The organism is Limibacillus sp. (assembly GCA_037379885.1).
In the GTDB taxonomy this organism is placed as follows: Bacteria; Pseudomonadota; Alphaproteobacteria; order Kiloniellales; family CECT-8803; genus JARRJC01.
Window position 1 is genome coordinate 12,210 of record JARRJC010000023.1, and the last position, 17,858, is coordinate 30,067.

General features: G+C 67.0%; 20 protein-coding genes and 1 other RNA gene. 8 read left to right on the forward strand and 13 right to left on the reverse strand.

Annotated features, from left to right (window positions below; genetic code table 11):
- Positions 1 to 91: 91 nt before the first annotated feature.
- The 13 genes from tolB to P8X75_08845 all read right to left on the reverse strand — a co-directional run bounded on the left by tolB (position 92) and on the right by P8X75_08845 (position 9,560).
- Positions 92 to 1,423 (reverse strand): Tol-Pal system beta propeller repeat protein TolB, encoded by a 1,332-nt coding sequence (gene tolB / locus P8X75_08785; GenBank protein ID MEJ1995297.1) that lies wholly within the window; start codon positions 1,421 to 1,423, stop codon positions 92 to 94.
- A gap of 37 nt (positions 1,424 to 1,460) precedes the next feature.
- On the reverse strand, positions 1,461 to 2,453 hold the full coding sequence (locus P8X75_08790; protein ID MEJ1995298.1) for a cell envelope integrity protein TolA: 993 nt from the start codon (positions 2,451 to 2,453) through the stop codon (positions 1,461 to 1,463).
- Positions 2,454 to 2,457: 4 nt separating this feature from the next.
- Positions 2,458 to 2,919: a protein TolR gene (gene tolR, locus P8X75_08795; protein MEJ1995299.1), complete on the reverse strand. Its 462-nt coding sequence runs from the start codon at positions 2,917 to 2,919 to the stop codon at positions 2,458 to 2,460.
- A gap of 3 nt (positions 2,920 to 2,922) precedes the next feature.
- Positions 2,923 to 3,651, reverse strand: coding sequence for a protein TolQ (tolQ, locus tag P8X75_08800; protein MEJ1995300.1), 729 nt, complete (start codon positions 3,649 to 3,651; stop codon positions 2,923 to 2,925).
- 5 nt (positions 3,652 to 3,656) lie between these two features.
- Complete coding sequence (gene ybgC, locus P8X75_08805; protein ID MEJ1995301.1) at positions 3,657 to 4,127, reverse strand: tol-pal system-associated acyl-CoA thioesterase; 471 nt, start codon at positions 4,125 to 4,127, stop codon at positions 3,657 to 3,659.
- Positions 4,124 to 5,212: a Holliday junction branch migration DNA helicase RuvB gene (gene ruvB, locus P8X75_08810; GenBank protein MEJ1995302.1), complete on the reverse strand. Its 1,089-nt coding sequence runs from the start codon at positions 5,210 to 5,212 to the stop codon at positions 4,124 to 4,126. Before ruvB ends, ybgC begins: the two co-directional genes overlap by 4 nt.
- Entirely contained in the window at positions 5,209 to 5,817 is a 609-nt protein-coding gene (gene ruvA, locus P8X75_08815) for a Holliday junction branch migration protein RuvA (GenBank protein ID MEJ1995303.1), read from the reverse strand. The genes ruvB and ruvA overlap by 4 nt, the downstream gene beginning before the upstream one ends.
- The gene (gene ruvC / locus P8X75_08820; protein MEJ1995304.1) at positions 5,814 to 6,368 is read right to left on the reverse strand and encodes a crossover junction endodeoxyribonuclease RuvC; all 555 of its coding nucleotides are present in this window, start codon (positions 6,366 to 6,368) and stop codon (positions 5,814 to 5,816) included. Before ruvC ends, ruvA begins: the two co-directional genes overlap by 4 nt.
- 42 nt (positions 6,369 to 6,410) lie before the next feature.
- Positions 6,411 to 7,160: a YebC/PmpR family DNA-binding transcriptional regulator gene (locus tag P8X75_08825; protein ID MEJ1995305.1), complete on the reverse strand. Its 750-nt coding sequence runs from the start codon at positions 7,158 to 7,160 to the stop codon at positions 6,411 to 6,413.
- A gap of 275 nt (positions 7,161 to 7,435) precedes the next feature.
- Entirely contained in the window at positions 7,436 to 8,254 is an 819-nt protein-coding gene (locus P8X75_08830; protein MEJ1995306.1) for a TIGR00282 family metallophosphoesterase, read from the reverse strand.
- An 80-nt stretch (positions 8,255 to 8,334) separates the two neighbouring features.
- On the reverse strand, positions 8,335 to 8,931 hold the full coding sequence (locus P8X75_08835) for a 5-formyltetrahydrofolate cyclo-ligase (protein MEJ1995307.1): 597 nt from the start codon (positions 8,929 to 8,931) through the stop codon (positions 8,335 to 8,337).
- A gap of 56 nt (positions 8,932 to 8,987) precedes the next feature.
- Positions 8,988 to 9,144: non-coding RNA, 6S RNA (gene ssrS / locus P8X75_08840), on the reverse strand.
- Positions 9,145 to 9,164: 20 nt separating this feature from the next.
- Positions 9,165 to 9,560 (reverse strand): cell division protein ZapA, encoded by a 396-nt coding sequence (locus P8X75_08845; GenBank protein MEJ1995308.1) that lies wholly within the window; start codon positions 9,558 to 9,560, stop codon positions 9,165 to 9,167.
- A 361-nt stretch (positions 9,561 to 9,921) separates the two neighbouring features.
- On the opposite strand from P8X75_08845, the gene tkt reads away from it, so the two are divergent.
- The 8 genes from tkt to P8X75_08885 all read left to right on the forward strand — a co-directional run.
- Positions 9,922 to 11,928, forward strand: coding sequence for a transketolase (gene tkt / locus P8X75_08850; protein MEJ1995309.1), 2,007 nt, complete (start codon positions 9,922 to 9,924; stop codon positions 11,926 to 11,928).
- A gap of 46 nt (positions 11,929 to 11,974) precedes the next feature.
- Positions 11,975 to 12,982 (forward strand): type I glyceraldehyde-3-phosphate dehydrogenase, encoded by a 1,008-nt coding sequence (gene gap / locus P8X75_08855; protein MEJ1995310.1) that lies wholly within the window; start codon positions 11,975 to 11,977, stop codon positions 12,980 to 12,982.
- Between the two features lie 47 nt (positions 12,983 to 13,029).
- Positions 13,030 to 13,449 (forward strand): VOC family protein, encoded by a 420-nt coding sequence (locus tag P8X75_08860; GenBank protein MEJ1995311.1) that lies wholly within the window; start codon positions 13,030 to 13,032, stop codon positions 13,447 to 13,449.
- A gap of 57 nt (positions 13,450 to 13,506) precedes the next feature.
- Entirely contained in the window at positions 13,507 to 14,427 is a 921-nt protein-coding gene (locus tag P8X75_08865; GenBank protein ID MEJ1995312.1) for a class I fructose-bisphosphate aldolase, read from the forward strand.
- A gap of 25 nt (positions 14,428 to 14,452) precedes the next feature.
- Positions 14,453 to 15,079 (forward strand): thiamine phosphate synthase, encoded by a 627-nt coding sequence (locus tag P8X75_08870; protein MEJ1995313.1) that lies wholly within the window; start codon positions 14,453 to 14,455, stop codon positions 15,077 to 15,079.
- 147 nt (positions 15,080 to 15,226) lie between these two features.
- Positions 15,227 to 16,219, forward strand: a complete 993-nt coding sequence (gene dctP / locus P8X75_08875; protein MEJ1995314.1) for a TRAP transporter substrate-binding protein DctP — start codon at positions 15,227 to 15,229, stop codon at positions 16,217 to 16,219.
- 90 nt (positions 16,220 to 16,309) lie between these two features.
- On the forward strand, positions 16,310 to 16,825 hold the full coding sequence (locus tag P8X75_08880; protein ID MEJ1995315.1) for a TRAP transporter small permease: 516 nt from the start codon (positions 16,310 to 16,312) through the stop codon (positions 16,823 to 16,825).
- Positions 16,822 to 17,858: TRAP transporter large permease subunit (locus P8X75_08885; protein ID MEJ1995316.1), on the forward strand; the 1,037-nt coding region annotated here is incomplete at its 3' end. The genes P8X75_08880 and P8X75_08885, both read left to right, overlap by 4 nt.

The window sequence follows — 17,858 nt, forward strand, 5'->3', positions numbered from 1 at the left end:
TTTGGACCCCCCGAAGTCTTGACGGTCCATTTTGCGGAATCTTCAGCCCCCGATCACCCTGAAGATGGCCGCAAAGCATAAGGTCCACCCCTTAGGGAATCAAGGGAGACCAAGCGGGATCGGAGGCATCGATCGGCGTCGGAAGCTGCCGCTCGTTGAAGCCTGTCAGGTCGATTGTGTAGATCTTGCTGGAAACCTCTCCGCGATTGTTCGCCCGTCCCTGACGGAAATAGGCCAGCACGCGTCCGTTGGGCGCCCAGGTCGGCGCCTCGACCCGGAAGTCGTTGACCAGCATGCGCTCGCCGCTCCCGTCGGGCCGCATCACCCCGATGTAGAACTGGCCCTGATAGAGCCGCGTGAAGGCGATCAGGTCGCCGCGCGGAGACCAGACGGGCGTTGCGTAGCGGCCCTCCCCGAAAGAAATGCGGCGCACGTTGGAGCCGTCCGCGTTCATGACGTAGAGCTGCTGGCTGCCACCCCGGTCCGAGTTGAAGACGATCTGCCGCCCGTCCGGCGAGTAGGAGGGCGAGATGTCGATCGAAGGGTCCGCCGTCAAGCGGCGCAGGTCGCGGGTCCTCAGGTCCAGGGTATAGACATCCGAGTTGCCGCTGCGCGCGAGGCTCATGACGATGGAGTTGCCGCCCGGCCCGAAGCGCGGGGCGAAGGACATGCCGGGGAACTCGCCCAGCACTTCCTGCTGGCCGGTGTTGAGGTTGAAGAGATAGACCCTGGGGGTCCCGTTCACGTAGGAGACGTAGGTGATCTCCTGCGTGGAAGGCGAGAAGCGCGGAGTCAGCACCAGGTCCGCGCCATCGGTCAGGAAGCGGTGGTTGGCGCCGTCCTGATCCATGATCGCCAGGCGCTTGACGCGCCGGTTCTGCGGCCCGCTCTCCGCGATGTAGACGATCCGGGTGTCGAAGTAGCCCTCCTCGCCGGTCAGGCGCTTATAGACCGCGTCGGCGATGATGTGCCCGATGCGCCGCCAGTTGTTGGGCGTGGTGGCGTAGGCGAGGCCCAGCATCTGCTGCTGGGCGAAGACGTCCCAAAGGCGGAACTCGATACGGAGCCGGCCGTCCGACTGCATCTGCGCGGTTCCGGCGACCAGCGCCTGCGCCTTCAGCACCGACCATTCCCCGAAGCGCGGGGCGGTCGCGACCGAGGCGGCGTCCTGAATGAAGGCCTGCGGGTCCAACGGCCGGAACAGGCCCGAGCGCTCCAGATCGGCGGTCACGACATCGGCGATGTCGGCGCCCAGGCGCGCGGACTCCGCGTCTTCGGAATGGAAGTCGGTGATCGCGATGGGCAAGGGCTCGAAGGTACCGCGCGTGATGTCGATGCGCAGCTCCGCGCGCGCCGGCGAGACCTGCAGCGCAAGGGCGGCGACCGCGGCAAAGGCGATCAGGAGGAGGGAGAGTCGTTTCATGGCCTGAGGTCTTCCTTCTGGGGTTCCTTGGGCTGGGCTATAGCATCTGCGAGGGGTCGAAGGTGAGCGTGATCTGCCGCCAGACGTCGTACTTCTTGGGGGGGACCGGCAGCGCGCCGCAGGCGCGGACCGCGCGCATCGCGCTCTCCGCCGCCGTCCGGTAGAAGGGGTCGCCCATGCGCTGGCTATCCACCACCTCGACGCTGCGCGCGCGCCCGTCGGGGTTCATCACCAGCCGCAACTCGACCACCAGGTTCTGCGCGTCGCGCGCGCCGGCGGGCACGTTCCAGCAGCTTTCGATGTGGCGGCGGATCCTGTCGATCTCGCTGATCGACATGGGCTGCGAGGAGAGGCTCGCCTGCTGCTGCCCCTGGGGCTGCGGCTCCGGCTTGGGCTGCGCCTGCTGCTGGGGCTGCTGCTTGATGTCCTTCAGCACGTTGTTGAGCAGGGAATCCAGCGGGTCCTCCTTCGGAGCGTCAGGCTTCTCCGCGACCTGAAGGGCCGGTTTGACCGGCGGCACCGGCGGGCTGGGGCGCGCATCGGGATCCGGCGCCTCCGCCTGCTGCTCAGGCTCGGGCTCGGGTTGTTTCACCGGCTCCGGTTCGGGCTGGGGTTCGGGCTCCGGCGCTGGCTCCGGTTCCGGGGCCTCCGCAAGCTGGGGTTCCGGTTCGGGTTTCGGCAGGGGCTCGGGCTCCGGCTGCTTGACCGGCTCGGGCAGCGGCGGGGGTTCCGGCGCGGGCGCAGGCTCGGGCAGCGCCTTGGGCTCCGGCGGCGCGGGCGGCGGCGGCGGCGCGGTGCGCGCGGGCGGCGGCGGGGTCGGCTCGCTCTGAGCGAGCTGCGGCGTCGGGTCGGGCTTGTCGGGCGGCGCCTCCGGGGTCGACTTGGGCCGGGTCACCTCGTCGATGGTCACCACGTCCACCGGGATCGGGGGCGGCACCTCGATCACGCGCGGGCTATCGGGCAGGCCTACATAGAGGGCGGTGAAGAGCCCCACATGCAAACCTGCCGAATAGAGAAGCGCGCGGCGCATCGGCTCAGTTGCCCCCCTCCGGCGTCTGCTTGGGAAGTTCGGCGATCAGGGCGACCTTCTTGAAGCCCGCCGCGTTGACCAGCCCCATGACCTCCATGATCCGGCCGTAGGCGATGGCGCGGTCGCCGCGCACGAAGATGCGCGCGTCCGGGTTGCTGCCGGTCACCGCGATCAGGCGGGGCACCAGCTTGTCCATGTCGATCTGAGTGTCCTGAAGATAGACGGCGCCCTCGCGGTCGACGGAGACCACCAGGGGCTCATCGGGATCGGCGATGGCCTGGGCCTCGGTTTCCGGCAGGTCCACCGGCACGCCCACGGTCAAGAGCGGGGCCGTCACCATGAAGACGATCAGCAGCACCAGCATCACGTCCACGAAGGGTGTGACGTTGATCTCCGCCATGGGCCGGTACTGCTGGCGCCGGTGCCCGCCCTTGCGGCTGTAACCCTGCATCAGTCCTCCGGCCATGGCTCAATCGTCCTCGTCGAGCTGGCGGGAGAGGATCGCGCTGAACTCCCCGGCAAAGGTCTCCAGGCGCTGGGCGTAGCGGCCCAGATCGTTGGAGAGCTTGTTGTAGGCGATGACGGCCGGGATCGCCGCGACCAGACCCAGCGCCGTGGCGAACAAGGCCTCGGCGATGCCGGGCGCGACCACGGCCAAGCTGGTGTTCTTGGAGGCAGCGATGGAGGTGAAGGCGTTCATGATGCCCCATACCGTGCCGAAGAGGCCGATGAAGGGGGCTGCCGACCCGGTCGAGGCCAGGAAGATCATGTGGCGCTCCAGCCCTTCCATGTCGCGCATGATGGAGATGTCCATCACCCGCTCCAGCCGCTGGCGCAGCGACTGACGGCTGCTCGAATCGTCCATTCCCCGGCCCGCCGAACGCCGCCATTCGCGCATGGCGGCAACGAAAAGCGAGGCCATGGGATCGCCGGGACGCTCGTTCAGCCTGTCGTAGAGGTCCTCCAGGGATCCGCCCGACCAGAAAGCCTCCTCGAAGCGGTTCGCCTTGCCGCGCAGGCGGCGCAGCCGGATCACCTTGTCGATGATGATGGTCCAGCACCAGATTGAGGCGAGCACCAGCATGAAGATCACGATCTTCACGATCAGGTCGGCCTGCATGAAGAGGCCCCAGACCGAAAGGTCGTGGGGCGCAACAGACCCGCCCAGGGTCACGCTGTCGATTACCTGTTGTTCCATCGTCTTTAGACCGCCTTCCCTTCTTCCCCTTCGTCGAATGCGTTCTCAAGAACCGCGCGCAGCGGTCCAGGCATGCGCAACGGGCGTCCCGCCTCGTTGATCGAGGCGACGGTGACGCCGATTTCCGTCAGCCGGACTTCGTCCCGCACAATTTCCTGCACCATTTCGATCCGCGCCGCCCCCAGAGCGGCGACCTTGGTCTTGACCAGAAGGAGGTCGTCCAGGCGCGCCGGAAGGCGATAGCGAATCTGACAGTCCGATACGGCGAAAATGAGGCCGGATTCTGACTTCAATGCAGTTTGATTGATGCCGAGGTGGCGCAGCAGCTCGGTGCGGCCCCGCTCGGCGTACTTCAGGTAGTTGGCGTAGTAGACGATGCCGCCGGCGTCCGTGTCTTCGTAGTAGACGCGCAAGGGAATGCAGAACCAGCCGCCGCGCATCGAAGGGGCGGGCAGTTGGGAGGCCGAGGGGCTCAAGCGCCCTCCTCCCCGCCGCCGTCCGGCTCGCCTTCCAGAAGGTCGAACTGCGCCGCCTCGCGCCCCTTGGGCGCGGGCAGGCCGAGATAGTCGTAGCCGCCCGCCGTCAGCATCCGTCCGCGCGGGCTGCGCTGGAGCAGGCCCTGCTGGATGAGATAGGGCTCGATCACTTCCTCCAGCACGTCGCGCTGCTCGGAGAGCGCGGCGGCCAGGGTCTCGACCCCGACGGGGCCGCCGCCGTAGACCTCGGCGATGCAACGCAGATAGCGGCGGTCCATGGTGTCGAGGCCGCGCTCGTCGACATCCAGGCGGCGCAGCGCGGCATCGGCGATCTTGGCGTCGATCCGGGTCTCGCCCGCCACGCTCGCGAAGTCGCGAACGCGGCGCAGCAGGCGGCCCGAGACGCGCGGCGTCCCGCGCGAGCGCTTGGCGATTTCCAGCGCGCCGTCGGAGGTCATGTCGATGGAGAGCACCCTGGCGCCGCGCTCGACGATGGAGCGCAGCTCGTCGGGCTCGTAGAAGTTCAAGCGCAAGGGGATGCCGAAGCGCTCGCGCAGCGGCGTGGTGATGAGGCCAGAGCGCGTGGTCGCCCCGACCAGCGTGAAGGGCGGCAGGTCGATGCGCACCGAGCGCGCCGCCGGCCCCTCGCCGATGATGAGGTCCAGAACGAAGTCCTCCATCGCCGGATAGAGCACCTCCTCCACCGCGGGGTTGAGACGGTGGATCTCGTCGATGAAGAGCACGTCGTGCGGCTGCAGGTTGGTCAGGATCGCCGCCAGGTCGCCCGCCCGCGCGATCACCGGGCCGGAGGTGGCTCGGAACCCCACGCCCAACTCCCGCGCCACGATCTGGGCCAGCGTGGTCTTGCCGAGACCCGGCGGGCCGAAGAACAGCACGTGGTCCAACGCGTCGCCGCGCCCGCGCGCCGCTTCGATGAAGATCTTCAGGTTGTCGCGCAGCTGCTTCTGGCCGACGAACTCCTCGATCTTGAGCGGACGCAGGCTGCTCTCGAGGATGTCCTCCTCGCGCGCCTGGGGCTGCACCAGCCGGTCCTCGCTCCTGCCTTCGCTCTGGCCGTCGCTCATGAGGAGAGCTCCTTCAGGCCGTCTCGGATCAGGCTTTCGACGCTGGCGCCCTCACCCTGCTGGCGCGCCGCCTTGGCGACGGCGGTGAAGGCTTCCGCCCGGCGGTAGCCGAGGTTGACCAGGGCCGAGACGGCGTCGTCGGCGGGGCCGGAGAGATCGCCGCCGCCTGCTTCGGACGCCTGAGCCGCGCCCTTGCCCAGCGAGAGATTGGCGACCTTGTCCTTCAGTTCCAGCACCAGCCGTCCGGCCAGCTTCGGCCCGACGCCGCTGGCGCGGGTCAGAGCGGCCTTGTCCTGCGCGGCGATCGCCTGGGTCAACTGATCGGGCGAGAGCACGGAAAGGATGGAAAGGGCATGCTTGGTGCCGACGCCCTGAATATTGAGCAGCAGGCGGAACCAGTTCCGCTCCGACGCCTCGAGGAAGCCATAGAGGTGGATGTGATCCTCCCGCACGTGGGTCTCGATCAGCAGCGCCACCGCCTCGCCCGCCGTCATCGCGCCGAGCGTCCGGCTGGAGCCGAAAACCAGATAGCCGACACCGCCCACATCGAGGATCACCGCGCCCTCGTCATGGCTGTCGACGATGCCCTTCAGCTTGCCGATCATCGGCGCCGCCTCCCGCCGCGCGCGCCGCCTGCGGCCAAAGCGGCTGCGAGCGGGTCTTCGACTCCCTTGGCCCAGCTCCGCCGGGTCGCGCGGTTGTGCGCATGGCAGATGGCGAGCGCCAAGGCGTCGGCGGCGTCTTCGGAGGGAATGTCGCAGCCGGGCAGCAGGCGCTGGACCATCATCATCACCTGCTCCTTCTTGGCGTGGCCGGTGCCGACCACGGATTTCTTGACGATCATCGGCAGGTACTCGCCGATCGGCAGGCCTTGCAGCGCGGGCGTCAGCAGCGCGATGCCGCGCGCCATGCCGAGCTTGAGGGTGGAATCGGGGTTCTTGTTGGCGAGCGTGACCTCCACGGCCGCCTCATCGGGCTGGTGGGCGGCAAGCACGGACTCGACCCCGCGCATGAGCTGAACCAGACGGCTGGCCAGCTCGTCCTTGCTGTCCGAGGTGATGACGCCATTGGCGACATGGACAAGGCGGGAGCCTTCGGCGTCTATGACACCCCACCCCGTCCGTCTGAGACCGGGATCCAATCCCAGTACCCGCATGTCCCCTCGTCCTCTCTCTGGCGTCCTCAGGCTTTTGCGGCCTTAGGCGGTCAAGCGTTCCAAGACCTCGTCGGCGATGTCGTAGTTGGCGGAGACGCGCTGCACGTCGTCGCAGTCGTCGAGCGCGTCCAGCAGCTTCATCAGCGTCTGGGCCTGCTCTTCCTCCACCGCGATGGTGTTGTTCGGTTTCCAAACGAGCCCCGCCTCGTCCGGGTCGCCGAAGGTCTCCGCCATGGCGTCGCGCACGGCGGCGAAATCGTCGGGCGCGCAGACCACCTCGTGGCCCGCCTCGCTGGACTCGGCGTTGGTGGCGCCCGCTTCGACGGCCGCCTCGAACAGGGCCTCGGCGTCGGCGATCTCGGGCTTGTAGAGAAGCTGGCCGACCTGCTCGAAGTTGAAGGCGACGCTGCCGGTCTCGCCGAGCGTCCCGCCGTTCTTGGAGAAGATCGCCCGCACCTCGGAGGCCGTGCGGTTGCGGTTGTCGGTCAGCGCTTCGACGATCACCGCGACGCCGCCGGGGCCATAGCCCTCGTAGCGGATCTCCTCGTAGTTCTCCTCGGCCCCGCCGCCGACGGCGCGCGCGATGGCGCGCTCGATGTTGTCCTTGGGCATGTTCGCCGCGCGCGCGTTCTGGATCGCCAGACGCAGCGCCGGGTTCTTGTCCGGCTCCGGCATGCCGGACTTGGCGGCGACGATGATCTCCTTGGCGAGCTTGGCGAAGACCTTGGCGCGCTTCTTATCCTGCGCGCCCTTGCGGTGCATGATGTTCTTGAATTGTGAGTGACCTGCCATGGCGTACCTGCTGTTTGTCCCTTGCCGATCCGGGCGCGCGAAAAGAGCGGCACGCACCCGAAATTTCCGGTCGACCACCCAGATAATGCGGTATCAAGAAGAAAGTCTACCACATCCTGTTGGCGTCGGCGCAGCCCTTCTCGGCCCTGCGGTGACGATTTTTCGACCGGAAACCGGCGTTGATCTCTAAAAAATCGAGAGGGCTTCTATCAGCTTTCAACGCCGGCTGAAAGCCCGGGCCGCCGCGTCAAACCAGCCGCGTCACACGGGCTGCGTCACACCAGCTGGGGCTGCGTCGCCTGAAGGCGGCCGCCCTTGCGGACCGGGAAGGCCTTCAGCGCGAGGCCGGTCTTGTCGTCGGTCTCCACGAAGACGCCGCAGAGCGTGCCCTCGCCCTTGGCGACCTGAAGCTTCTCCGTCGGCAGCTTTCGGGTGAAGCGGGCGAGCGGCGCCTCCTTGTCCATGCCGATCACCGAATCGTAGTCGCCGCACATTCCGGCGTCGGTCTGATAGGCCGTGCCGCCGGGCAGGATCATGGTGTCGGCGGTGGGCACGTGCGTGTGGGTGCCGACGCAGAGCGAGACCTTGCCGTCGACGAAGTGCCCCATGGCCATCTTCTCCGAGGTCGCCTCGCCATGGAAATCCAGCAGGATGGCGTTGGCGGTCGCGCCCAACCGGACGGAGGAAAGCACCGCCTTCATGGTCGCGAAGGGATCGTCCAGCGGGTCCATGTAGAGCCGCGCCATGAGATTCACCACCAGCAGCTTGCGGCCGCGCCCGGCGTCGACAACGCCGCTGCCGCGTCCCGGGGTGCCGGCGGGATAGTTCTGCGGGCGCAGTAGCCGGGGCTCGTCATCGATGAAGGACAGCGCCTCGCGCTGATCCCAGGAGTGGTTGCCGCCGGAGATGAGGTCGACGCCGGCCTCGAACATCTCCTTGCAGATCTTCTGGGTAATGCCGAAACCGGCTGCGGCGTTCTCTCCGTTGGCGACCACGGCGTCGAGGCCCAGCTCCCGGCGCAGGTCCGGCAGGTGCTTGTTGATCGCGTCGCGGCCGGGCCGTCCCACGATGTCGCCCAGAAAGAGAAAACGCATGTCGCTTCCAACGTTGGTCTTGATTCGATGACCGGGTATCTATCGCAGCGCCGCCTGAAAAGAAAGGTCGGGCGGGTCGCTCACCCGGCGCTGTAGATGACCTCCCGATCGGTCAGGATCATATCCAGCGGCTGATCGTAGTCGCCGCGCGGCACGGCCTCCACCTCCTGTGCGGCGAAGGCGACGCCGACCGCCAGACGCGCCCCGGTCTCGCGCAGGGCCGAGAGCGTGCGGTCGTAAAAGCCGCCGCCGTAGCCCAGGCGGAAGCCCTGACGGTCGAAGGCCAGCAAGGGCACCAGCAGGATGTCCGGCTCGATCTCCGGCTTGTCCGCGTCCGGCACTTCGGTGTTGAAGCCGCCGGGTTTCAGGATGTCGCCGGGTTTCCAGGCGCGGAAGGTCAAGGGCGTCGCGGGCGCCGTCACCACCGGAAGTCCGATGGGATGGCCGCGCGCGCTCAAGACTTCGAGCAGCGGGCGCGGGTCGATCTCCGAGCCCATGGGCCAGAAGCCGCTCACCCGCGCGCCCTCGGGCGGCGAGACCGCTTCGAGAAACTTGAGCTTCAGGGCGTTGCCCGCCTTTTCGCCCTCGACGAAGGCCTTGCGGCGGCGGGCGTACATCTCCTTGCGGAGCGCCGCCTTGTCGGCGTCCAGCGGCTGTGAGGCTGCTTTCTCGCTCATGGGCGCACTCCTAACACGAAAGACAAGGGCGGAGCGGGAAGGATCAGGAGGAAAGACGGAGTGCCGCCTCGGCCGTCGGCTCTATCATCCACTGTGGCCTGCTCTAAGCAGGTGGGCGCCATATATCCGGACCAGGGCCCGGACAGGGACAGCTCCCTATGGGTGGATATTGGCCCCAGGGATCGAATGGCCTAACGCACCAGGCAGCACACGCGTCGTTCTGACTGCGATAGTTAGGCCTCTACGAGCCGCGCTGCAATAGCTTCCAGTTTTTCGGCGTACTGATCGAGCTTTTCGGCCAGCTCGCCAAGGCGCTGTTCTTCGGACTTGAGCGCCGCGGCCTTGGCCTCCAGCGCCTCGCTGGCCTTGCCGTTCGCTTCGCCCGAGTCGTCGGCGGAAGCGCCGGCCACGGAAGCCGCGCCTCCGTTGGTCGCCTCGTGCAGTTCGTCGGCCAGCAGCAGGGCGGTCATGACCAGCAGGCGCCCCTCCCCGATCGCGCCGAACTGCTCGGACAGCTGATGAACGCGGGCGTCGATGTCGGCGGCCAGCCCTTCGATATGCGATTCCTGGCCGTCGCCACAGGCAACGGAGTAGCTCCGCCCGTTGATGGTTAGCTTGACCTGCGCCATTCTCTCCCCGCATCCGCTGTGCTGGCGCGCTCCCCCGGCGCCGTGGCTTCGGGATCATACACCGGCTGAAGTCCTTCGCCTAACGACTAGGCTTGTCTGCATAATCAGCAACTGAGAATAGAAGGCTGCCGCGCCCCCGGTCAACTACCCTCGCAGGCCCTGCCGGGGGTTATGCGCAGGAGCGCGCATTATGCCGGTTGACGCTAGGGCGAGGCGGCGGCATCTTGCGCCGACCTTCTAAGGATGGGCTTGCAAGAGCGCAGCGCCGCAGGGACTTCGGAAAGAAGCCGTATCCGGACCTCCCAGAGACCGCGGCCGGCGCGCAGCCGACGAGCGAACGCGAGAGCGCAAAAAGGTTTTGATGGATTCCCATGACACCTCCGCCGCGGGGAACGCCGCGGCCTCCCACGACGAGATGGCCAACGCCATCCGCTTCCTTTCAATGGACGCCGTTCAAAAGGCGAACTCGGGCCACCCCGGCATGCCCATGGGCATGGCCGACGTGGCGACGGTGCTGTTCACGCGGTTCCTGAAGTTCGACGCCAAGCGGCCCAACTGGCATGACCGCGACCGCTTCGTGCTGTCCGCCGGTCACGGCTCCATGTTGCTCTACAGCCTGCTCTACCTGACCGGCTATGAGGACATGACGCTGGAGGAGATCAAGAACTTCCGCCAGCTCGGCTCCAAGACGGCGGGGCATCCCGAATACGGTCACGCCCAGGGCATCGAGACCACGACCGGCCCGCTGGGTCAGGGCATCGCCAACGCGGTCGGCATGGCCATGGCCGAGCGCCTGCTGAACGCCCGCTATGGCGACGAGCTGGTCGACCACCACACCTACGTGATCGCCGGCGACGGCTGCCTGATGGAAGGCATCAGCCACGAGGCGATCGCGCTGGCCGGGCACCTGAAGCTCAACAAGCTGATCGTGTTCTGGGACGACAACGACATCTCGATCGACGGACCGGTGTCGCTGACCGACTCGGTGAACCAGCGCATGCGCTTCGAGGCGGCGGGCTGGGCGACCGATGCGGTCGACGGCCACGATGCCGAAGCCGTCGCGAAGGCCATTGAGGCCGCGCAGGGCAACGACAAGCCGACCATGATCGCCTGCAAGACCACGATCGGCTTCGGCGCGCCCACGAAGGCGGGCAGCGAGAAGACCCACGGCGCGCCCCTCGGCGATGAAGAGATCGCCGGCGCGCGCGAGAAGCTCGGCTGGCCTTACGCACCCTTCGAGGTGCCTGACAAGGTTCTGGAGGCCTGGCGGACCGCGGGCAGCCGCGGGGCGCCGGTCGTCGACGACTGGACCAAGCGCCTGGCGCGCAGCGACGCCGCCAAGCGGGAGAGCTTCAAGGCCCAGATGGCGGGCGACCTGCCGGAGAACTGGCAGGAGACCCTCAAGGCCTACAAGGACCAGATCCTGGCCGACAAACCGAAGATCGCGACGCGCGTTTCCTCTCAGCAGGTCCTGGACGTGCTGGCCGAAGCCGTGCCCGCGATGATCGGCGGCTCCGCCGACCTGACCGGCTCCAACAACACCAAGGCGAAGTCGCAGAGCGTGGTGAACGCCGACGACTTTTCCGGCAGCTACATCCATTACGGCGTGCGCGAGCACGGCATGGCGGCCGCGATGAACGGCATGGCGCTGCACGGCGGGGTGATCCCCTACGGCGGCACCTTCCTGGTCTTCACCGACTACTGCCGCCCCTCGATCCGCCTCTCCGCCCTGATGGGTCAGCGCGTCGTCTACGTGATGACCCACGATTCCATCGGCCTGGGCGAGGACGGTCCGACCCACCAGCCGGTCGAGCATCTGGCCGCGTTGCGCGCGATCCCGAACCTTCTGGTCATGCGCCCCTGCGACAGCATCGAGACGGCGGAGTGCTGGGAAGTGGCGCTGCAGCAGAGCGACCGCCCCTCGGTGATCGCGCTGACCCGCCAGGGCGTGCCGACTCTTCGCCTGGACGCGAGCGAGAACCTCTCGCGCTTTGGCGCCTACATTCTGATCCCGGCCGAAAAGCAGCGTCAGGTGACCCTGCTCGCGACCGGCTCCGAGGTCTCGATCGCCGCCGAGGCGCGCGAGAAGCTGATGGAAGAGGGCATCTCCGCCGCCGTGGTCTCGGTGCCGAGCTGGGAGCTGTTCCTGGAGCAGCCCGCGCACTACCGCGACGAGGTCCTGGGCCCCGGCACGCTGCACGTCGCGGTCGAGGCGGCGACCGGATTTGGCTGGACCCGCTGGACTGGGCTGGATGGCTGCTTCGTCGGCATGAAGTCCTTTGGCGCATCGGCGCCGGCGGGCGATCTCTACAAGCATTTCAAGATCACCGCCGACGAGGTGGTGGATCAGGTGAAGACCTGGCTCTGAGCAGCCGGGCTCCAAGGAACGGACAAAAGCAAGGAGTGGGAAGACAATGACGGTTCGCGTCGCCATCAACGGTTTCGGCCGCATCGGCCGCCTGGTTCTGCGGGCGGCTTTCGAGTCAAAGCGCACGGACATCGAGTTCGTCGGGATCAACGACCTGGGCTCGGCCAAAGACAACGCGCACCTCTTGACCTTTGACAGCGTGCACGGCCGCTATCCCGGTGAGATATCAGAGGATCACGGCAAGCTCGTGGTCGACGGCCACAAGATCCCGGTCTTCAGCGAGCGGGATCCCGCGAACCTGCCCTGGGGCGATCTGGACGTCGACATCGTGCTGGAGTGTACCGGCATCTTCACCAGCAAGGAGAAGGCCGGCGCCCACCTCAAGGCCGGCGCCAAGCGCGTCCTGATCTCCGCGCCTTCCGGCGATGCCGACAAGACCATCGTCTACGGCGTCAACCACGGCACCTTGACCGCGGACGACCTGATCGTCTCCAACGCGTCCTGCACCACGAACTGTCTGGCGCCCGTCGCTTACGTGCTGAACGACCATGTCGGCATCAGGCACGGCTTCATGACCACCATTCACTCCTACACCGGCGATCAGCAGACCGTGGACACGCTGCACAAGGACCCGGCGCGCGCCCGCGCCGCCGCGGTCTCCATGATCCCGACCTCGACCGGCGCTGCGCGCGCGGTCGGACTGGTTCTGCCGGAGCTGAAGGGCAAGCTGGACGGCACGGCCATCCGCGTGCCGACACCCAACGTCTCGCTGATCGACCTGACCTTCGAGGCCAACAAGCAGACCAGCGTCGAGGAGGTCAACGAGGCCATCTCCAACGCTGCCTCCGGCGCCCTGAAGGGCGTGCTGGCGACCAACGATCTGCCGCTGGTCTCGGTCGACTTCAACCACAACCCGGCGAGCTCGACCGTCGACCTGCACGAGACGCAGGTGCTGGACGGCAGCTTCGTGCGCGTTCTTTCCTGGTACGACAACGAGTGGGGCTTCTCCAACCGGATGAGCGACACCGCCGTCACCATGGGCAAGTTGATGTAATCACCGCCGAGGAGCGCGGCAGTCCGGCGCGGAAGATGGAGCACGCCATGCAGGCGAACCCGATCAACATACGGGCCATCGACCACATCGTCTTGCGGGTCGCCGACGTGGAGCGGGTCACCGCCTTCTACCGCGACCTGCTCGGCTGTCGCGTCGAGAAGGTCCAGGCCGACCTGGGCCTCATCCAACTGCGGGCGGGCGACAGCCTGATCGATCTCGTCGATCTGGCGGGCCCTCTCGGCGAGAAGGGCGGCGCCGGACCGGGAGCGGAGGGGCGCAACCTCGATCACCTCTGCCTGCGCCTCCTGCCCTTTGACAGAAAAGCCATTCTGGCGTGGCTGGAAGACGCGGGGCTGGAGCCCGGCGACTGGGCCGAACGCTACGGCGCGGACGGCAGGGGCCCCTCGGTCTATATCGCCGATCCGGAAGGAAACATCGTTGAATTAAAAGGGCCGCCGGGGGCCTGACCCGTCTTTTTGGGGTCGGACGAAGCGGGTCACGCTTTAAGAGGAGGAAATGAAGCCATGCGAGTCACACAGCGCGTCAAACGCATCCTGAGCAACTACGAGAGCGACAACCCCGGCACCAAGACCAACCTTGCGCGCATCCTGATGCAGGGCAAGCTGGGCGGCACCGGACGCATGGTGATCCTGCCGGTGGACCAGGGCTTCGAGCATGGCCCCGCCCGCAGCTTCGCACCCAACCCGGACGCCTATGATCCGCACTACCACTTCAAGATGGCGGTCGACGCCGGACTGAACGCCTACGCCGCGCCGCTCGGCATGCTGGAGGCGGGCGCGGACAGCTTCGCCGGTGCGATCCCCACCATTCTGAAGGTCAACAGCGCCAACTCCTGGGCCACCGAGAAGGATCAGGCGATCACCGGCGGCGTGGACGACGCGCTGCGCCTCGGCTGCTCGGCCATCGGCTTTACGATCTATCCCGGCTCCGACCATCAGTTCGAGATGATGGAGGAGATCCGCGAACTGGCGCAGGAGGCCAAGGCCTGCGGTCTGGCCGTGGTGGTCTGGTCCTATCCGCGCGGCGGCGACCTCTCCAAGGAGGGCGAGACCGCGCTGGACGTGACCGCCTATGCCGCTCATATGGCCGCCCTGCTCGGCGCCCACATCATCAAGGTCAAGCCGCCGACCGCGCACCTGGAGCAGGCGGAGGCCAAGAAGGCCTACGAGAAGGCCGGCATCGACGGCTCGACCCTCGCCAAACGGATCGCCCACGTCATGCAGTCCTCCTTCGACGGACGGCGCATCGTGGTCTTCTCCGGCGGCGCGGCCAAGGACACCGAGGGCCTGCTGAACGAGATCCGCGAGCTGCGTGACGGCGGGGCGAGCGGGTCGATCATCGGACGCAACACCTTCCAGCGTCCGCGCGAAGAGGCGTTGGCCCTGCTCGATTCGATCATCAAGATCTATCAGGGCAAGCTCTGATCGCCCGGCCCGGCGAAGGACGATCATGAGCAGCCGGCTTTACCTCGCCACCCCCCTGGCTCTTGCCAGGGGGAGCCTCCTTCTGGAGGACTTCCGGCCCCGCTACGAGGCGGCGCTGGCCGGCGGTGACGTGGCCGCCGTGCTGCTCCAGACCACCGGCCGTGAAGATTCGGACAATGTGCTGAGCGCCCTGATCGACTCCCTGATCCCCGCAGCCCAGGAGGCAGGGGCGGCCTTCCTGCTGGAGGGCTATCCCGAGCTGGTCGGCCGCACCGGCAGCGACGGCGCGCAGATTCCCGCCGGCAAGACTTCGCTGCGTCAAGCCCGCGACCTCATGCCGGAAGGCTCGATCCTGGGCGCCGCCTGCGGTCAGTCGCGCCATGAAGCCATGGTGGCGGGCGAACTGGGCTGCGATTACGTCGCCTTTGGCCGGGCCGGCGGCGAGCCGCATCCGGCAGATCCGGAACTGCTCGCCTGGTGGCAGGAGATGATGCTGATCCCCGCCGTCGCCCAGGGCGCTCAAAGCCTTTCCGAGGCCGAAGCCCTCGCCGAAGTTGGCGCCGACTTCATCCTTCTGGACGGCGCCATCTGGGACGACGTGGAAGGCCCGGCGGCCGCCGTCGCCTGGTTCGAGCGGCAGTTGGGAAGCTGACGAAGCCCCGTACCGGACCCGCCGCACCGCTTTGACGCTTGAACTGCGCCAAGCCTCTCCACTAATCTTTGCCGCTCTAAAAACAGAGGCGCTGCCGTTCAGGCGGTCCCGAATGACAAGAATACGCAAACTAGGGAGACGACACTCATGAAACGTTTCTTCGCCACGGCCCTGGCGGCCGTTTTCGTCGTGGTCGCCGCCGGAGCCGTCCAGGCCGCCGAGACGACCTTGCGCATCACCCTGCAGCTGCCGCTCAAGAGCCACCTCGGCCAGAACCTCCTGCTCTTCAAGGAAGAGGTCGAGAAGAACTCCGGTGGCGACATCGAAGTCCAGATCTACGATTCCGCGCAGCTCTATAAGGACAAGGAAGTGCCGCAAGCCGTCGGCTCGGGCGCGATCGAGATGGGCGTGGCCTCTCTCACCCGTTTCGTCGGCGACATCCCGGCCGTCGACATCTTCTACGTGCCCTTCCTCTTCAACACCGAAGAGAAGGTGCGCGCGGCCGTTGCGCCCGGTAGCCCGGTTCGCGGCCCGCTGGACGAGGCGATCCTGGAGACCGGCTCGCGCGTGCTCTGGTGGCAGGCCTACGGCGGCGCCATCATGCTGTCCAACGGCGGCGGCCTGATGACCCCGGCCGACATCAAGGACAAGAAGGTCCGCGTCTTCGGCAAGACCCTGGGCGAGTTCGTTGAAGCCGTGGGCGGCGTGCCGACGCTGATTTCCGGTTCCGAGCAGTACCTCGCCTATCAGCGCGGCACGGTCGACATCGGCATGACCGGCGTCTCCGGCGTCAAGTCCCGCTCGCTGAACGAGGTGATGGACACCATCACCCTCACCAACCACGCCGACATCGAGTTCATCGTGCTGGTGAACGAGGACTTCTGGCAGGCTCTCCCCGAGGGGCAGAGGGAAATCATCACCGCGGCCGCGCTCAAGGCCGAGATGGACGTGCGCGACCGCGTCACCGAGATCGAGGCCGATGCGATCGCGTACGCCAAGGAGAACGGCATGTCCGTGGTCGAACTGACGCCCGAGCAGGTCGAGGCCTGGAAGGCGGGTTCGCAGCCGGTGCTTGAGAACTACAAGAAGAACGCCGGCGCGCTCGGCGAGAAGGTTTTGGAAGCCGCTCAAGGCCTCTAACGCCAACCACTTGGAGGCCGGCGGAGCGGTCTGACCACCGCGCCGCCGGCCCTCGTCTATCCAACGAGAATACTATGGGGGCCCGGCACGGTGGTGGCTTTGCTTGACCGCGTGAACGACTGGCTGGGAAAGCTGAGCGCATGGCTCTTCTTCCTGACCGGGGCGATGATCACCTACGACGTGGCGGGGCGCTACTTCTTCAACGCGCCGACCATCTGGGCCTCTGAGCTCTCCCTGCTGGCCATGATCTGGGGCACCTTCCTGGGCATGGCGACCCTGCTGCGCCATCGCCAGCACATCCGCATCACCATGCTGACCAATCTGATGGGCGCGCGGGGCAAGGCCCTGGCCGATTCCCTCTCGCTGCTGGTGATCGCCATCTTCTCGGGCGTGGCGACCTGGTACGGCTTCGGCATCATGCTCGACTCGCTGGAGCGCGGACGCACCGCAGGCACGCTCCTGAACCTGCCGAACTGGTGGACCGAGGCGGTCATTCCCCTGGGGTTCGGCATGCTGATGCTGCAGTGCCTGGGCGAGTTGGCGAAGCTTGCCACTGGCCGGGGTCCGCAGAGCGGCGTTGAGCAGGGCACGGGGGAAAGCCTGTGACCGCTGTCCTCATCCTGCTGGCGCTCTTCACGCTTCTCTTCCTGGGCGTACCGGTCGCCTTCGCCTTGGGCGCGCTTGGCTTCGGCCTGCTGGTGGTGGGCGGCTTCTCGCCGTTGATGGTGCCCCAGGGGCTGCTCAGCACGATCGACAACTTCGTGCTCTTGGCCGTGCCGCTCTTCCTCCTGATGTCCAACGTCCTCTTGAAGGGCGGCGTGGGCCGCGATCTCTTCGCCGCCGTTCAGGCCTGGGTCGGGCATTGGCCCGGCGGCCTCGCCGTGGCGACCATCCTTTCCTGCGGCATCTTCGCGGCCATCTCCGGCTCCTCCGTGGCCACCGCCGCCACCATCGGCACGGTCGCCATTCCGGAGATGATCAGCCGGGGTTATTCGCGCAAGTTCGTGTTGGGGCTGCTGGCCGCCGGTGGGACGCTCGGCATCCTGATCCCGCCGTCGATCCCCATGATCGTCTTCGGCTTCATCACCGAAGAGTCGGTCATCAAGCTGTTCCTGGCGGGCATGGGCCCCGGCATCCTGCTGGTCGGACTTTTCATCGTCTTCGCCATGGTCTACGCACGCTTTTCCGGCGACTACGAGCCCTCGCCCAAGGCGGGGTGGGAGGAGCGCTGGCGCAGCGCGCGCCGCGCCTTGCCGACCCTGGCGCTCGCGACGCTGATCATCTGGGGCATCTATTCCGGGGCTTTCACCCCGACCGAGGCCGCCGCCATCGGTTTCGCCGCCTCCCTGGTCATCACCGGGCTGGTCCTGCGTACGTTGACCTGGGAGTCGCTGAAGGAAGCGGTGATCGAGGCGATGGTCACCACGGTCGCGATCCTGCTGATCGTCGCCGGGGCCAAGGTCTTCGGCAAGGCGATCACCCTCTACCGCATCCCGCAGGACATCTCCCAGCTCATCATCACCAACTTCCAGGACGCCGCGCCCTTCATCCTGGTGGTGGCGCTGGTGCTCGTCGTCATGGGCCTCTTCCTGGAGGCGCTCTCCATGATGCTGATCATGGTGCCCGTGCTGGCGCCCGC

What these genes read in the sequence shown, in the direction of transcription:
- dctP (MEJ1995314.1), top strand. Translation starts at nt 15,227, where the DNA reads ATGAAACGTTTCTTCGCCACGGCCCTGGCGGCCGTTTTCGTCGTGGTC.
- P8X75_08865 (MEJ1995312.1), top strand. Translation starts at nt 13,507, where the DNA reads ATGCGAGTCACACAGCGCGTCAAACGCATCCTGAGCAACTACGAGAGC.
- ruvC (MEJ1995304.1), bottom strand. Translation starts at nt 6,368, where the DNA reads ATGCGGGTACTGGGATTGGATCCCGGTCTCAGACGGACGGGGTGGGGT.
- P8X75_08835 (MEJ1995307.1), bottom strand. Translation starts at nt 8,931, where the DNA reads ATGAGCGAGAAAGCAGCCTCACAGCCGCTGGACGCCGACAAGGCGGCG.
- gap (MEJ1995310.1), top strand. Translation starts at nt 11,975, where the DNA reads ATGACGGTTCGCGTCGCCATCAACGGTTTCGGCCGCATCGGCCGCCTG.
- P8X75_08825 (MEJ1995305.1), bottom strand. Translation starts at nt 7,160, where the DNA reads ATGGCAGGTCACTCACAATTCAAGAACATCATGCACCGCAAGGGCGCG.
- P8X75_08870 (MEJ1995313.1), top strand. Translation starts at nt 14,453, where the DNA reads ATGAGCAGCCGGCTTTACCTCGCCACCCCCCTGGCTCTTGCCAGGGGG.
- tolQ (MEJ1995300.1), bottom strand. Translation starts at nt 3,651, where the DNA reads ATGGAACAACAGGTAATCGACAGCGTGACCCTGGGCGGGTCTGTTGCG.
- tkt (MEJ1995309.1), top strand. Translation starts at nt 9,922, where the DNA reads ATGGATTCCCATGACACCTCCGCCGCGGGGAACGCCGCGGCCTCCCAC.
- P8X75_08845 (MEJ1995308.1), bottom strand. Translation starts at nt 9,560, where the DNA reads ATGGCGCAGGTCAAGCTAACCATCAACGGGCGGAGCTACTCCGTTGCC.
- P8X75_08790 (MEJ1995298.1), bottom strand. Translation starts at nt 2,453, where the DNA reads ATGCGCCGCGCGCTTCTCTATTCGGCAGGTTTGCATGTGGGGCTCTTC.
- P8X75_08830 (MEJ1995306.1), bottom strand. Translation starts at nt 8,254, where the DNA reads ATGCGTTTTCTCTTTCTGGGCGACATCGTGGGACGGCCCGGCCGCGAC.
- P8X75_08860 (MEJ1995311.1), top strand. Translation starts at nt 13,030, where the DNA reads ATGCAGGCGAACCCGATCAACATACGGGCCATCGACCACATCGTCTTG.
- ruvB (MEJ1995302.1), bottom strand. Translation starts at nt 5,212, where the DNA reads ATGAGCGACGGCCAGAGCGAAGGCAGGAGCGAGGACCGGCTGGTGCAG.
- tolB (MEJ1995297.1), bottom strand. Translation starts at nt 1,423, where the DNA reads ATGAAACGACTCTCCCTCCTCCTGATCGCCTTTGCCGCGGTCGCCGCC.
- ruvA (MEJ1995303.1), bottom strand. Translation starts at nt 5,817, where the DNA reads ATGATCGGCAAGCTGAAGGGCATCGTCGACAGCCATGACGAGGGCGCG.
- tolR (MEJ1995299.1), bottom strand. Translation starts at nt 2,919, where the DNA reads ATGGCCGGAGGACTGATGCAGGGTTACAGCCGCAAGGGCGGGCACCGG.